The sequence below is a fragment of the Streptomyces sp. NPDC048417 genome (genome assembly GCF_040651615.1).
GTDB lineage: Bacteria > Actinomycetota > Actinomycetes > Streptomycetales > Streptomycetaceae > Streptomyces.
In genome coordinates, this window is record NZ_JBEZKI010000009.1 from 187768 (window position 1) to 201820 (window position 14053).

At 70.1% G+C, this 14053-nt stretch carries 13 protein-coding genes; 12 read left to right on the plus strand and 1 reads right to left on the minus strand.

Annotated elements, in window-relative coordinates; translation table 11 throughout:
• Positions 1–205: 205 nt before the first annotated feature.
• From AB0D59_RS16540 to nusB, 3 genes are read left to right on the plus strand one after another with little or no spacing between them, the layout of a single operon-like run.
• Positions 206–1312: an aminopeptidase P family protein gene (locus AB0D59_RS16540; protein ID WP_362565353.1), complete on the plus strand. Its 1107-nt coding sequence runs from the start codon at positions 206–208 to the stop codon at positions 1310–1312.
• A gap of 44 nt (positions 1313–1356) precedes the next feature.
• Positions 1357–1923 (plus strand): elongation factor P, encoded by a 567-nt coding sequence (efp, locus tag AB0D59_RS16545; RefSeq protein ID WP_351707161.1) that lies wholly within the window; start codon positions 1357–1359, stop codon positions 1921–1923.
• A gap of 2 nt (positions 1924–1925) precedes the next feature.
• Positions 1926–2357 carry a transcription antitermination factor NusB gene (gene nusB / locus AB0D59_RS16550; RefSeq protein ID WP_351707158.1) on the plus strand — a complete coding sequence of 144 codons (432 nt, stop codon included), beginning with the start codon at positions 1926–1928 and terminating at the stop codon, positions 2355–2357.
• A gap of 266 nt (positions 2358–2623) precedes the next feature.
• Here the strand turns inward: nusB and bldD are convergent, their stop codons facing one another.
• Positions 2624–3127: a transcriptional regulator BldD gene (gene bldD / locus AB0D59_RS16555; protein ID WP_020938842.1), complete on the minus strand. Its 504-nt coding sequence runs from the start codon at positions 3125–3127 to the stop codon at positions 2624–2626.
• Between the two features lie 252 nt (positions 3128–3379).
• On the opposite strand from bldD, the gene pyrR reads away from it, so the two are divergent.
• From pyrR to AB0D59_RS16600, 9 genes are all read left to right on the plus strand, one after another.
• Positions 3380–3955 (plus strand): bifunctional pyr operon transcriptional regulator/uracil phosphoribosyltransferase PyrR, encoded by a 576-nt coding sequence (gene pyrR, locus AB0D59_RS16560; RefSeq protein ID WP_362565356.1) that lies wholly within the window; start codon positions 3380–3382, stop codon positions 3953–3955.
• 85 nt (positions 3956–4040) lie between these two features.
• Complete coding sequence (locus AB0D59_RS16565) at positions 4041–5021, plus strand: aspartate carbamoyltransferase catalytic subunit (protein ID WP_351735628.1); 981 nt, start codon at positions 4041–4043, stop codon at positions 5019–5021.
• Positions 5022–5026: 5 nt separating this feature from the next.
• A complete protein-coding gene (locus AB0D59_RS16570) occupies positions 5027–6313 on the plus strand; it encodes a dihydroorotase (RefSeq protein WP_362565358.1) in 1287 nt (428 codons plus the stop codon).
• Entirely contained in the window at positions 6310–6879 is a 570-nt protein-coding gene (locus AB0D59_RS16575; protein WP_362565360.1) for a hypothetical protein, read from the plus strand. The genes AB0D59_RS16570 and AB0D59_RS16575 overlap by 4 nt, the downstream gene beginning before the upstream one ends.
• Positions 6876–8018, plus strand: coding sequence for a glutamine-hydrolyzing carbamoyl-phosphate synthase small subunit (gene carA, locus AB0D59_RS16580; RefSeq protein WP_362565361.1), 1143 nt, complete (start codon positions 6876–6878; stop codon positions 8016–8018). Before AB0D59_RS16575 ends, carA begins: the two co-directional genes overlap by 4 nt.
• Positions 8011–11319 (plus strand): carbamoyl-phosphate synthase large subunit, encoded by a 3309-nt coding sequence (gene carB / locus AB0D59_RS16585; protein WP_362565363.1) that lies wholly within the window; start codon positions 8011–8013, stop codon positions 11317–11319. The genes carA and carB overlap by 8 nt, the downstream gene beginning before the upstream one ends.
• A gap of 156 nt (positions 11320–11475) precedes the next feature.
• Positions 11476–12582, plus strand: coding sequence for a quinone-dependent dihydroorotate dehydrogenase (locus AB0D59_RS16590; protein WP_362565364.1), 1107 nt, complete (start codon positions 11476–11478; stop codon positions 12580–12582).
• Positions 12579–13424 (plus strand): orotidine-5'-phosphate decarboxylase, encoded by an 846-nt coding sequence (gene pyrF, locus AB0D59_RS16595; RefSeq protein WP_362565366.1) that lies wholly within the window; start codon positions 12579–12581, stop codon positions 13422–13424. Before AB0D59_RS16590 ends, pyrF begins: the two co-directional genes overlap by 4 nt.
• Positions 13425–13702: 278 nt before the next feature.
• A complete protein-coding gene (locus tag AB0D59_RS16600) occupies positions 13703–14026 on the plus strand; it encodes an integration host factor (RefSeq protein ID WP_003977346.1) in 324 nt (107 codons plus the stop codon).
• Positions 14027–14053: the final 27 nt, after the last annotated feature.

The window sequence follows — 14053 nt, forward strand, 5'->3', positions numbered from 1 at the left end:
GGCGCGGCGCCGCACGGAGCTGCGGCTCCACCGGGTGCACGCGAACACCCCACCGGTCCGCAGCCGACGGACGACCGATCACTTCAGGGGCGCGGGAACTAACGCAAAAAAGGTCCACGGACCCCGCACCCCGCAACGGCGCCCCGCCACCCCACTCGGCCCCCCTCAACCGGCACAAATCGCCCACGACTCCTACGCTCGACTCATGTCAGACGTGTACGCGGCCCGCCGAACCAGGCTGAGGGAACGATGCAACGCGGCCGGCTGCCAGTCCGCGCTCGTCTCACGCCCTGCCAACGTGAGATACCTCGCCGGCGCCGCCCCCGCCGGCTCCGTCCTGCTGCTCGGCAAGCGCGAGGATCTCCTCGTCAGCCCCGGCCCCCAGGACGACCGCCCCACCGAGGCCCGCCCCGACGACTCCCTTCGGCAGCACCTCCTCGAAGGACCCGGCGGTGACCCCGCCGTGGCCGCCGCCGACCTCGCCGACGCCCAGGACGCCGACGCCCTCGCCGTCGAGGAGCACCACCTCACGGTGACCCGGCACCGCGCCCTCTCCTCGGTCGCCCCCCGCCTCCACCTCACCGACCTCGGCGGCGCCGTCGAGCAGCTGAGGGTCGTGAAGGACGAGGAGGAGATCTCCTGCCTCCGGATCGGTGCCGAGATCGCCGACCAGGCCCTCGGCGAACTGCTGGAGTCGATCCTCGTCGGCCGCACCGAACGGCATCTCGCCCTGGAGCTGGAGCGCCGCCTGGTCGACCACGGCGCCGACGGCCCGGCCTTCCCCACCTCCGTGGCGACCGGACCGAACTCCGGCCGCCGCGGCCACCGCCCCACCGACCGGCGGGTCGAGGAGGGCGACTTTCTCTCCGTCTGCCTCGGCGCCACCTACCGCGGCTACCGCTGCGAGATCGGGCGTACCTTCGTCATCGGCACCTCGCCCGCCGACTGGCAGATCGAGCTCTACGACCTCGTCTTCGCCGCTCAGCGGGCCGGCCGGGAGAGCCTCGTACCCGGGGCCGCCTACCGTGACGTGGACCGCGCCGCCCGCCAGGTGCTGGACTCCGCGGGCTACGCCGAGGGACTCCAGCCCCTCACGGGACACGGCGTCGGACTCGAAATCGACGAGGACCCGCAGCTCGCTCCGTCGTCCATGGGTAAACTGGACGCTTGCGTGCCGGTCACCGTCGAACCGGGGGTCCACCTCCCGGGCCGGGGCGGTGTCCGGATCGATGACACGCTCGTCGTACGCCCTGAGGCGGACGGCGGACCCGAGCTACTCACCATCACGACCAAGGAGCTGCTCGCGCTGTAGCGCGTGATCCGGGGTCGTACGTCAGTCCAGGAGATTCCGCAACCGTGGCTTCCACGAACGACCTCAAGAACGGCCTGGTGCTCAAGCTCGACGGGGGCCAGCTCTGGTCCGTCGTCGAGTTCCAGCACGTCAAGCCCGGCAAGGGCCCGGCCTTCGTGCGCACCAAGCTGAAGAACGTGCTGTCCGGCAAGGTGGTCGACAAGACCTTCAACGCCGGCGTCAAGGTCGAGACGGCCAACGTCGACAAGCGCGACATGCAGTTCTCGTACATGGACGGCGACTACTTCGTCTTCATGGACATGGACACGTACGACCAGCTGCACATCGACCGCAAGACCGTCGGTGACGTCGCGAACTTCCTGATCGAGGGCTTCGAGGCCATGGTCGCGCAGAACGAGGGGCAGGTGCTCTACGTCGAGCTGCCCGCCGCCGTCGAGCTGACCATCGCCGAGACCGAGCCGGGCGTCCAGGGCGACCGCTCCACCGGCGGCACCAAGCCCGCCAAGCTGGAGACCGGCTACGAGATCCAGGTCCCGCTCTTCATCACCTCCGGTGAGAAGATCAAGGTCGACACCCGCACCGGCGACTACCTCGGCCGGGTGAACAGCTAACCGTGGCTGCCCGCAACACGGCCCGCAAGCGCGCCTTCCAGATCCTCTTCGAGGGCGACCAACGCGGGGCCGACGTCCTGACCGTTCTCGCGGACTGGATCAGGCTCTCCCGGGACGACACCCGGCAGCCGCCGGTGAGCGAATACACGATGCAGCTGGTCGAGGGCTACGCGGAGCACGTGCGGCGGATCGACGAGCTGATCGCCCAGTACGCCGTCGGCTGGACGCTCGACCGGATGCCGGTCGTCGACCGCAACATCCTGCGCCTCGGCGCGTACGAGCTGATCTGGGTCGACGAGACGCCGGACGCGGTCGTCCTCGACGAGATGGTGCAGCTGGCGAAGGAGTTCTCGACGGACGAGTCGCCGTCGTTCGTGAACGGACTGCTGGGGCGGCTGAAGGAGCTGAAGCCGTCGCTGCGCCGGGAGGCGTGAGCCGACAAACGCCGGAGGGCCCGCAGCAAGCGCACGCTGCGGGCCCTCCGGCGTTTGTGTGCCCAATGGGGTGGGTGGTGCGCTTGTAGGGCGGCTGCGGGGCGTATGGGGGCTTGTCGCGCCCACGCGGCGGAGCCGCACATCGATACAGCCCCGCGCCCCCTGGGGGCGCGCTGTGCCGCTGTCGCCCAAAAGCCGCCGGGGCGGCCGGAACCATCGGGTTCCGGCCGCCCCGGCGGCACGTTTCTGCTCAGGCGTTGTGGGGGTCAGGCGTCCTCGTGGGTGGCGACCGCGCGGCGGGCGTCCGCGTCCAGGACACCCCAGCTGATCAGCTGCTCGGTGAGGACCGAGGGGGACTGGTCGTAGATGACGGCCAGTGTGCGCAGGTCGTCCTGGCGGATCGACAGCACCTTGCCGTTGTAGTCACCGCGCTGGGACTGGATCGTCGCCGCGTAGCGCTGCAGCGGGCCCGCCTTCTCGGCCGGCACGGTGGCCAGCCGCTCCAGGTCCAGGACCAGTTTGGGCGGCGGCTCGGCGGCTCCGCCCGGGGTGGTGCCCGGCAGCAGCTCCTGCACCGGAACGCCGTAGAAATCCGCCAGCTCGGCAAGGCGCTGCACGGTCACGGCACGGTCGCCGCGCTCGTACGAACCGACCACCACGGCCTTCCAGCGCCCCTGGGACTTCTCCTCGACACCGTGGAGGGAAAGGCCCTGCTGGGTGCGGATGGCCCGGAGCTTGGCCCCGAGCTGTTTGGCGTATTCGCTGGACATATGGCTCCCCGGACACTGTGTCGACGCGGCCGGCCTTGGTCCCGCCGCGCGGCTGGTAACTCACTGTGAGGTTACGCAGCGTTACTCTCTCGCGTCAAGCCGAATGGTCCGCACCGACTCTTCCGTGGCGGTGACGACCGATTACGCCAAGGGGGTGATCAGGGGCCTCTCCGGCACCTGATACGGTGGATGGCGCAAATCCGACGTCCTTTAAGGTCCGTCCCGTGAGGCGGAGAAGGGGGTCCGTTTCGTATGGACAAGCAGGTAAAGCCCGACCTTCAGGCATCCGATGCCCGGCCCGTTCTCGAAGGGCCCGACATCGCGCGGGTCCTGACCCGCATCGCCCACGAGATCGTCGAGCGCGCCAAGGGCGCCGACGACGTGGTGCTCCTCGGCATTCCGACCCGCGGTGTCTTCCTCGCCCGGCGGCTCGCCGCCAAGCTGGAGGAGATCACCGACCGCAAGACGCCCGTCGGTTCGCTCGACATCACCATGTACCGCGACGACCTGCGCATGCACCCGCCGCGTGCGCTGGCCCGCACCGAGATCCCCGGTGACGGCATCGACGGCAGACTGGTCGTCCTCGTCGACGACGTGCTCTTCTCCGGCCGCACCATCCGCGCCGCCCTCGACGCCCTGAACGACATCGGGCGCCCACGCGCGGTGCAGCTCGCGGTCCTCGTCGACCGCGGCCACCGCGAACTGCCCATCCGCGCCGACTATGTCGGCAAGAACCTCCCCACGTCGCTGCGGGAGACGGTCAAGGTCCTGCTCACCGAGGAGGACGGTCGCGACACCGTGCTGCTCGGTGTGAAGCCGACCCCGTAGCAAGCCCAGGGGCCCACACCGCACCGGTGCGCCCGCGCTTGCCCGCAATCTCCCGATATGTGAACTGCCTTACGGAGCCTGACAGATGCAGCGTCATCTCATCTCGGCCGCCGACCTCACCCGCGACGACGCCGTCCTGATCCTCGACACCGCCGAGGAGATGGCCCGGGTCGCCGACCGGCCGATCAAGAAACTGCCGACCCTGCGCGGCCGCACCGTGGTCAACCTCTTCTTCGAGGACTCGACCCGGACCCGGATCTCCTTCGAAGCCGCCGAGAAGCGGCTGTCGGCGGACGTCATCAACTTCACCGCCAAGGGGTCGAGCGTCTCCAAGGGCGAGTCCCTGAAGGACACCGCCCAGACCCTGGAGGCGATGGGCGTCGACGCCGTCGTCATCCGGCACGGCGCCTCCGGAGCCCCCTACCGTCTCGCCACCTCCGGCTGGATCGACGCCGCCGTCATCAACGCCGGTGACGGCACCCACCAGCACCCCACCCAGGCCCTCCTCGACGCCTTCACCATGCGCCGCCGGCTCGTCGGCCGGGACGCCGGGATAGGGCAGGACCTGGCCGGCAAGCGCATCACGATCGTCGGAGACGTCCTGCACAGCCGGGTCGCCCGCTCCAACGTCGACCTGCTGCACACCCTGGGCGCCGAGGTCACCCTGGTCGCCCCGCCCACCCTGGTGCCGGTCGGCGTCGGGAACTGGCCCTGCGAGGTGTCGTACGACCTCGACGCCGTCCTCCCCAAGTCCGACGCGGTGATGATGCTGCGCGTCCAGCGCGAGCGCATGAACGCCGCGTTCTTCCCGACCGAGCGCGAGTACTCGCGGCGCTACGGCCTCGACGGCGACCGCATGGCGCGGATGCCCGAGCACGCCATCGTGATGCACCCCGGCCCGATGGTCCGCGGGATGGAGATCACCGCCGAGGTCGCCGACTCCGACCGCTGCACCGTGGTCGAGCAGGTCGCAAACGGAGTCTCCATCCGGATGGCCGTTCTCTACCTCCTGCTCGGCGGCAACGAACCCGCCGTCAGTCACGCCCGCACCATCGAGGAGAAGTAACACCCATGAGCAAGATCCTGATCCGTGGTGCGAAGGTGCTCGGCGGCGCGCCGCAGGACGTCCTGATCGACGGCGAGGTCATCGAGGCGGTGGGCAGCGGGCTGTCCGCCGAGGGCGCCGAGGTCGTGGCGGCCGCCGGCCAGGTGCTGCTGCCTGGCCTGGTCGACCTGCACACCCATCTGCGCGAGCCCGGCCGCGAGGACTCCGAGACCGTGCTCACCGGCACCCGCGCGGCCGCCTCCGGCGGCTACACGGCCGTGTTCGCCATGGCCAACACCTTCCCCGTCGCCGACACCGCCGGTGTGGTCGAGCAGGTCTACCGGCTCGGCCAGGAGCACGGCTACTGCGACGTCCAGCCCATCGGCGCCGTCACCGTCGGCCTGGAGGGCAGGAAGCTCGCCGAGCTGGGGGCCATGCACGAGTCGGCCGCCGGGGTCACCGTCTTCTCCGACGACGGCAAGTGCGTCGACGACGCCGTGATCATGCGCCGCGCACTGGAGTACGTGAAGGCCTTCGGCGGAGTCGTCGCCCAGCACGCGCAGGAGCCGCGGCTGACCGAGGGCGCCCAGATGAACGAGGGCGTCGTCTCCGCCGAGCTGGGGCTCGGCGGCTGGCCGGCCGTCGCCGAGGAATCGATCATCGCCCGGGACGTCCTGCTCGCCGAGCACGTCGGCTCCCGCGTCCACATCTGCCACCTCTCGACCGCCGGGTCCGTCGAGATCGTGCGCTGGGCTAAGTCCCGGGGCATCGACGTCACCGCCGAGGTCACCCCGCACCACCTGCTCCTCACCGACGAGCTGGTCCGGTCGTACAACCCGGTCTACAAGGTCAACCCGCCGCTGCGCACCGAGCGCGATGTGCTGGCCCTGCGCGAGGCGCTCGCCGACGGCACCATCGACATCGTCGCCACCGACCACGCCCCGCACCCGCACGAGGACAAGGACTGCGAGTGGGCCGCGGCCGCCATGGGGATGGTGGGCCTGGAGACCGCGTTGTCGGTGGTGCAGGCGACCATGGTGGACACGGGCCTGCTGACCTGGGCCGGCGTCGCCGACCGGATGTCCGTCAAGCCCGCGCGGATCGGGCAGGCCGCCGGCCACGGCCGTCCCGTCTCGGCAGGTGAGCCCGCCAACCTCGTCCTCGTCGACACGGAATACCGTGGCACGGTGGACCCCGCGGGCTTCGCCTCGCGCAGCCGCAACACCCCGTACGCGGGGCGTGAGCTGCCGGGCCGTGTCACCCACACATGGCTGCGGGGCAAGGCGACGCTCGTGGACGGGAAGCTGACGTGACACCTCTGATCCTGCTGGCCGACGACAAGAAGTCGGCCGCGGTCACCGACTGGTCCGCGCGTATCGGCTGGCTCGTCGGACTCGCCCTGTTCGTCGCGCTCGTCTACTGGCTGATGCGCGAGGGCTGGAAATGGCGCGGCACCCTCCAGGGCGACCTCCCCGAGCTGCCCACCGCGCCGGACGACCTCGGTGCGGCGAGACTGACGATGAGCGGCCGCTACCACGGCTCCACCACCGCCGGGCAGTGGCTGGACCGCATCGTGGCCCGCGGCCTCGGCTCCCGCAGCCGGGTCGAGCTCACCCTGACCGACGCGGGCCTGGACGTCGTACGCCCCGGCGCGAGCGACTTCTTCATCCCCGCGGACGCGCTCCGCGAGGCCCTGCTCGGCAAGGGCATCGCGGGCAAGGTCCTCACCGAGGGCGGACTGCTCGTGGTGACCTGGCAGCACGGCGACCGGTTGATCGACTCCGGCTTCCGCTCCGACCACGCGGCCGAGCACACCGAGTGGGTCGACACCCTCAACTCCATGATCAAGACACCCAGCACGGAAGGCGCCGAACGATGACGACCTCCACCAGGGGAGCCGGCAAGGCTCCCGCCGTACTCGTCCTGGAGGACGGCCGCATCTTCCGCGGCCGCGCCTACGGGGCCGTGGGGGAGACCTTCGGCGAGGCCGTGTTCTCCACCGGCATGACCGGCTACCAGGAGACCCTCACCGACCCCTCCTACGACCGCCAGATCGTGGTCGCCACCGCCCCGCAGATCGGCAACACGGGGTGGAACGACGAGGACGACGAGTCGAGCCGCATCTGGGTCTCCGGCTACGTCGTGCGCGACCCGGCGCGCGTGCCCTCCAACTGGCGTGCCAAGCGGTCCCTGGACGACGAACTGGTCGCGCAGGGCGTGGTCGGCATCTCCGGGATCGACACCCGCGCCCTGACCCGCCACCTCCGTGAGCGCGGCTCGATGCGCGCCGGCATCTTCTCGGGCGAGGCGATCGCCGGCGATTCCGAGCTCCTCGCGCGCGTGGAGGCCCAGCCGCACATGAAGGGCGCCTCACTGTACGAAGAGGTCGCCACCAAGGAGGTGTACGTCGTCCCGGCGGTCGGGGAGAAGCGATTCACCGTCGCCGCCGTCGACCTCGGCATCAAGGGCATGACCCCGCAGCAGATGGCCGAGCGCGGCATCGAGGTGCACGTGCTGCCCGCGACGGCCACCGAGGACGACGTGTACGCCGTCTCCCCGGACGGTGTGTTCTTCTCCAACGGCCCCGGCGACCCGGCCACGGCCGACGGCCCGGTGGCCCTGATGACCTCCGTCCTGGAGCGGAAGACCCCGCTGTTCGGCATCTGCTTCGGCAACCAGATCCTCGGCCGCGCGCTCGGCTTCGGCACCTACAAGCTGAAGTACGGCCACCGGGGCATCAACCAGCCGGTCCAGGACCGTACGACCGGCAAGGTCGAGGTCACCGCGCACAACCACGGATTCGCCGTGGACGCCCCGCTCGACCAGGTCAGCGAGACGAAGTTCGGCCGCGCCGAGGTGTCCCACGTCTGCCTGAACGACGACGTCGTGGAGGGGCTGCAGCTGCTCGACCAGCCGGCCTTCTCCGTCCAGTACCACCCCGAAGCAGCAGCCGGCCCGCACGACGCCGCCTACCTGTTCGACCGCTTCGTTTCCCTGATGGAGGGCCAGCGTGCCTAAGCGCACCGATATCCAGTCCGTCCTGGTCATCGGCTCCGGCCCGATCGTCATCGGCCAGGCCGCCGAGTTCGACTACTCAGGCACCCAGGCCTGCCGCGTCCTGCGGGCCGAGGGCCTGCGCGTCATCCTGGTCAACTCCAACCCGGCGACGATCATGACCGACCCGGAGATCGCCGACGCGACCTATGTCGAGCCGATCACCCCGGAGTTCGTCGAGAAGATCATCGCCAAGGAGCGCCCCGACGCCCTGCTGCCCACCCTGGGCGGCCAGACCGCGCTCAACACCGCGATCTCGCTGGACGAGAACGGCGTCCTCGCCAAGTACGGCGTCGAGCTGATCGGCGCCAACGTCGAAGCCATCAACAAGGGCGAGGACCGCGACCTCTTCAAGGATGTCGTGGCGGCCGTGCGCGCCAAGATCGGGCACGGTGAATCCGCCCGGTCGGTGATCTGCCACTCCATGGACGAGGTGCTCGCGGGAGTGGACGAGCTGGGCGGGTATCCCGTCGTCGTCCGGCCGTCCTTCACCATGGGCGGCGCCGGCTCCGGCTTCGCCCACGACGAGGAGGAGCTGCGCCGGATCGCCGGCCAGGGCCTGACCCTCTCGCCCACCACCGAGGTGCTCCTGGAGGAGTCCATCCTCGGCTGGAAGGAGTACGAGCTGGAGCTGATGCGCGACAAGCACGACAACGTCGTGGTCGTCTGCTCCATCGAGAACTTCGACCCCATGGGTGTGCACACCGGTGACTCGATCACCGTCGCCCCGTCGATGACGCTGACCGACCGCGAGTACCAGACCCTGCGGGACATCGGCATCGCCGTGATCCGCGAGGTCGGTGTCGACACGGGCGGCTGCAACATCCAGTTCGCGGTGAACCCCGAGGACGGCCGGGTCATCGTCATCGAGATGAACCCGCGCGTCTCGCGGTCCTCGGCGCTCGCCTCCAAGGCGACCGGCTTCCCGATCGCGAAGATCGCGGCGAAGCTGGCCGTCGGCTACACCCTCGACGAGATCCCGAACGACATCACCCAGGAGACCCCGGCCTCGTTCGAGCCCACGCTCGACTATGTGGTCGTCAAGGCCCCGCGTTTCGCGTTCGAGAAGTTCCCGCAGGCCGACTCCACGCTGACCACCACCATGAAGTCGGTCGGCGAGGCGATGGCCATCGGCCGCAACTTCCCCGAGGCCTTCCAGAAGGCGCTGCGCTCGCTGGAGAAGAAGGGCAGCCAGTTCACCTTCGTCGGCGAGCCCGGCGACAAGGAGGCCCTGCTGCACGAGGCGGTGCGGCCCACCGACGGCCGGATCAACACCGTCATGCAGGCCATCCGTGCGGGCGCCACGCCCGAGGAGGTCTTCGAGTTCACGAAGATCGACCCGTGGTTCGTCGACCAGCTGTTCCTGATCAAGGAGATCGCCGACGAGCTGGCGGCCGCCGCCGAACTCACCCCCGACCTGCTCGCCGAGGCCAAGCGGCACGGCTTCTCCGACCAGCAGATCGGCGAGATCCGCGGGCTGCGCGAGGACGTCGTCCGCGAGGTCCGGCACGCGCTCGGCGTCCGCCCGGTCTACAAGACGGTGGACACCTGCGCGGCCGAGTTCGCCGCGAAGACGCCGTACTTCTACTCCTCCTACGACGAGGAGACCGAGGTCGCCCGGCGCGAGAAGCCGGCCGTCATCATCCTGGGCTCCGGTCCCAACCGCATCGGCCAGGGCATCGAGTTCGACTACTCCTGCGTGCACGCGTCCTTCGCGCTGTCGGACGCCGGGTACGAGACCGTGATGGTCAACTGCAACCCCGAGACCGTCTCCACCGACTACGACACCTCCGACCGGCTGTACTTCGAGCCGCTCACCCTGGAGGACGTCCTGGAGATCGTCCACGCCGAGCAGCAGGCAGGTCCGGTCGCCGGTGTGGTGGTGCAGCTCGGCGGGCAGACGCCGCTGGGTCTGTCGCAGGCGCTGAAGGACAACGGCGTGCCGATCGTCGGCACGTCCCCCGAGGCCATCCACGCGGCCGAGGACCGGGGCGCCTTCGGCCGGGTCCTCGCGGAGGCGGGTCTGCCGGCCCCCAAGCACGGCACCGCCACCAAGTTCGCCGAGGCAAAGGCCATCGCCGACGAGATCGGCTACCCGGTGCTGGTGCGGCCGTCGTACGTCCTCGGCGGCCGGGGCATGGAGATCGTCTACGACGAGACCCGTCTCGCCGCCTACATCGCCGAGTCCACCGAGATCAGCCCCTCCCGGCCGGTGCTCGTCGACCGGTTCCTGGACGACGCGATCGAGATCGACGTCGACGCGTTGTACGACGGCCAGGAGCTGTACCTCGGCGGCGTCATGGAGCACATCGAGGAGGCCGGTATCCACTCCGGCGACTCGGCGTGCGCCCTGCCGCCGATCACGCTCGGCGGCTTCGACATCAAGCGCCTGCGGGCCTCGACGGAGGCCATCGCGAAGGGCGTCGGGGTGCGCGGTCTGATCAACATCCAGTTCGCGATGGCCGGGGACATCCTCTACGTCCTCGAAGCCAACCCGCGCGCGTCCCGTACGGTCCCCTTCACCTCGAAGGCGACCGCGGTGCCGCTGGCCAAGGCCGCCGCCCGGATCTCGCTGGGCGCGACCGTCGCCGAGCTGCGCGCCGAGGGCCTGCTGCCGGCCCGCGGCGACGGCGGTGAGCTGCCGTTCGACGCGCCGATCTCCGTCAAGGAGGCGGTCATGCCGTGGTCGCGGTTCCGCGACATCCACGGCCGGGGCGTCGACACCGTGCTCGGCCCGGAGATGCGCTCCACCGGCGAGGTCATGGGCATCGACTCCGTCTTCGGCACGGCGTACGCCAAGTCGCAGGCGGGGGCGTACGGGCCGCTGCCGACCAAGGGCCGCGCGTTCATCTCGGTCGCCAACCGCGACAAGCGATCGATGATCTTCCCGGCGCGTGAGCTGGTCGCCCACGGCTTCGAACTGCTCGCCACGTCCGGCACGGCCGAGGTGCTCAAGCGCAACGGCATCAACGCGACCGTTGTTCGCAAGCAGTCGGAGGGCATTGGTCCGCAGGGCGAGAAGACGATCGTTCAGCTGATTCACGACGGCGAGGTCGACCTCATCGTCAACACCCCGTACGGGACGGGGGGTCGCCTGGACGGGTACGAGATCCGGACGGCCGCGGTGGCCCGGTCGGTGCCGTGTCTGACGACGGTGCAGGCGCTGGCGGCGGCCGTGCAGGGGATCGATGCGCTGAACCACGGGGACGTGGGGGTGCGGTCGCTTCAGGAGCATGCGGAGAGGTTGACGGCCGCGCGGGACTGACAGGCCGTTGTTCTGCTGCGGGCCGGTTGTGGCTGGTCGCGCCCACGCGGCGGCGCCGCATATCGAGTACCGCCCCGCGCCCCTGAAGGGGCGCGTTGCCCAGCTGTCGACATGGGGGGCACCGTACGTCGGTGTCCCCCTTCGCATGAGGACTCCATGTACAAGATCTTCTTCAATCTCGTTTTCAAGCGGATGGACCCGGAACAGGCCCACCACCTCGCCTTCCGGTGGATCCGGCTCGCCGTCCGCATCCCCGTGCTGCGTACCTTCGTCGCCGCCTCGCTGGCGCCTCGCTACAAGGAGCTGCGTACCGAGGCCTTCGGGCTGCGGATGCACGGGCCCTTCGGGCTGGCCGCCGGATTCGACAAGAACGCCGTCGCGATCGACGGGATGTCGATGCTCGGGTTCGACCATGTCGAGATCGGCACCGTGACCGGCGAGGCGCAACCCGGCAATCCCAAGAAGCGGCTGTTCCGGCTGGTCGCCGACCGGGCGCTGATCAACCGCATGGGGTTCAACAACGACGGTTCGCTCGCCGTCGCCGCCCGGCTCGCCTCCCGTGAGCCCGTCTTCAAGACCGTCGTGGGTGTCAACATCGGCAAGACCAAGGTCGTACCGGAGGCCGAGGCGGTCCGCGACTACGTGAAGTCCGCCGAGCGGCTCGCGCCGTACGCCGACTACCTGGTCGTGAACGTGTCGTCCCCGAACACGCCCGGACTGCGGAATCTCCAGGCCACCGAGGCACTGCGCCCGTTGCTGAGCGCGGTGCGCGAGGCCGCCGACCTCACCGTCACCGACCGCCGGGTGCCGCTGCTGGTGAAGATCGCGCCGGACCTCGCCGACGAGGACGTCGACGCCGTCGCCGACCTGGCCGTCGAGCTGGGGCTCGACGGGATCATCGCGACGAACACCACCATCGCGCGCGAGGGCCTCGGACTGCGCTCCGGCCCCGAGCTGGTGAAGGAGACCGGAGGGCTCTCCGGGGCGCCGCTGAAGGCACGGTCCCTGGAAGTGCTGCGGCGGTTGTACGCGCGCGTGGGCGACCGGATCACCCTGGTCGGTGTCGGCGGCATCGAGAACGCCGAGGACGCCTGGCAGCGCATCCTGGCCGGTGCCACGCTGGTCCAGGGCTACAGCGCCTTCATCTACGAGGGGCCGTTCTACGCTCGCGACCTCCACAAGGGGCTCGCGGCGCGCCTGCGCACCAGCCCGTACGCCACGCTCGCCGACGCGGTCGGCGCCGATGTGAGGAAGGCCGTATGAGCCCGTTGGAGCCCTTCGGCGCGCGGCTGCGCCGTGTGATGGACGAGCGCGGTCCGCTGTGCGTCGGCATCGACCCGCATGCCTCGCTGCTCTCCGAGTGGGGCCTGAACGACGACGTGGCAGGGCTTGAGCGGTTCAGCCGTACCGTGGTGGAGGCGGTGGCCGACCGGGTCGCGGTCATGAAGCCGCAGAGCGCGTTCTTCGAGCGGTTCGGCTCGCGCGGGGTGGCCGTCCTCGAGCGGGTGGTGCGGGAGGCACGGGACGCCGGGACGCTGGTCGTCATGGACGCCAAGCGCGGCGACATCGGCTCCACCATGGCCGGGTACGCGGAGGCCTACCTGAGCAAGGACGCGCCGCTGTTCTCGGACGCCCTGACGGTCTCGCCCTATCTCGGCTACGGCTCGCTCAGCCCGGCCGTGGCGCTGGCCCGGGAGAGCGGGGCCGGCCTGTTCGTGCTGGCCCTGACCTCGAACCCGGAGGGCCCCGAGGTGCAGCACGCGGTGCGCGGCGACGGCCGGACGGTCGGCGCGACCATGCTGGCCCACCTGGCCGCCGAGAACGCGGGGGAGGAGCCGCTGGGCTCCTTCGGCGCCGTCGTGGGTGCCACGGTCGGCGATCTGTCGTCGTACGACCTCGACATCAACGGCCCGCTGCTCGCGCCGGGCGTCGGGGCGCAGGGGGCGACGGCGGCCGACCTGCCCACGGTCTTCGGGTCGGCGGTGCGCAACGTGGTTCCAAACGTGAGCCGAGGTGTTTTGCGTCACGGTCCCGATGCCGGGGCCCTGCGGGCGGCCGCGGAGCGGTTCGCGGGCGAGATCCGGGATGTCGTCGCAGGTCGGTGAGGACTCCGACGAGTGGTCCGGGAGCGCTTCGGTGGGCGCTCGGACGACGGGTTCAGCGTGAATACATCCTCAAATCCTGGGCAGTATGTCTGAAATGTCCGGCCTGACGGAGGCTGACCAGGACTTTTCCGCTGTTCTCGCTGACTCTGGCGGACTTGCCCGCTAGTCTCCGAGCAGGGTGAACGGGCAAGCGTGTTGCTCGTGGCTCCCCAGGTGTGGGGCGACTAGGTTCCTCACCGGTCCGTATCCGACAGTTCGACATCCGAGGTGACGTAGGCGTGGCTCTTCCGCCCCTTACCCCTGAACAGCGCGCAGCCGCGCTCGAAAAGGCCGCCGCGGCTCGCCGGGAGCGGGCCGAGGTCAAGAATCGACTCAAGCACTCCGGTGCCTCTCTCCACGAGGTCATCAAGCAGGGTCAGGAAAACGACGTCATCGGCAAGATGAAGGTCTCCGCCCTGCTCGAGTCCCTGCCGGGCGTGGGCAAGGTCCGCGCCAAGCAGATCATGGAGCGACTCGGGATCTCCGAGAGCCGGCGGGTGCGTGGCCTCGGTTCCAACCAGATCGCGTCCCTGGAGCGCGAGTTCGGCAGCACCGGCTCCTGATCGCCGGGCCGTCCGGGACAGCCGTCC

Excerpts from the sequence above, each read along its gene's own strand:
- AB0D59_RS16570 (WP_362565358.1), top strand. The coding sequence starts at position 5,027 with ATGAGCAAGATCCTGATCCGTGGTGCGAAGGTGCTCGGCGGCGCGCCG.
- pyrF (WP_362565366.1), top strand. The coding sequence starts at position 12,579 with ATGAGCCCGTTGGAGCCCTTCGGCGCGCGGCTGCGCCGTGTGATGGAC.
- carA (WP_362565361.1), top strand. The coding sequence starts at position 6,876 with ATGACGACCTCCACCAGGGGAGCCGGCAAGGCTCCCGCCGTACTCGTC.
- AB0D59_RS16590 (WP_362565364.1), top strand. The coding sequence starts at position 11,476 with ATGTACAAGATCTTCTTCAATCTCGTTTTCAAGCGGATGGACCCGGAA.
- AB0D59_RS16540 (WP_362565353.1), top strand. The coding sequence starts at position 206 with ATGTCAGACGTGTACGCGGCCCGCCGAACCAGGCTGAGGGAACGATGC.
- AB0D59_RS16565 (WP_351735628.1), top strand. The coding sequence starts at position 4,041 with ATGCAGCGTCATCTCATCTCGGCCGCCGACCTCACCCGCGACGACGCC.
- bldD (WP_020938842.1), bottom strand. The coding sequence starts at position 3,127 with ATGTCCAGCGAATACGCCAAACAGCTCGGGGCCAAGCTCCGGGCCATC.
- pyrR (WP_362565356.1), top strand. The coding sequence starts at position 3,380 with ATGGACAAGCAGGTAAAGCCCGACCTTCAGGCATCCGATGCCCGGCCC.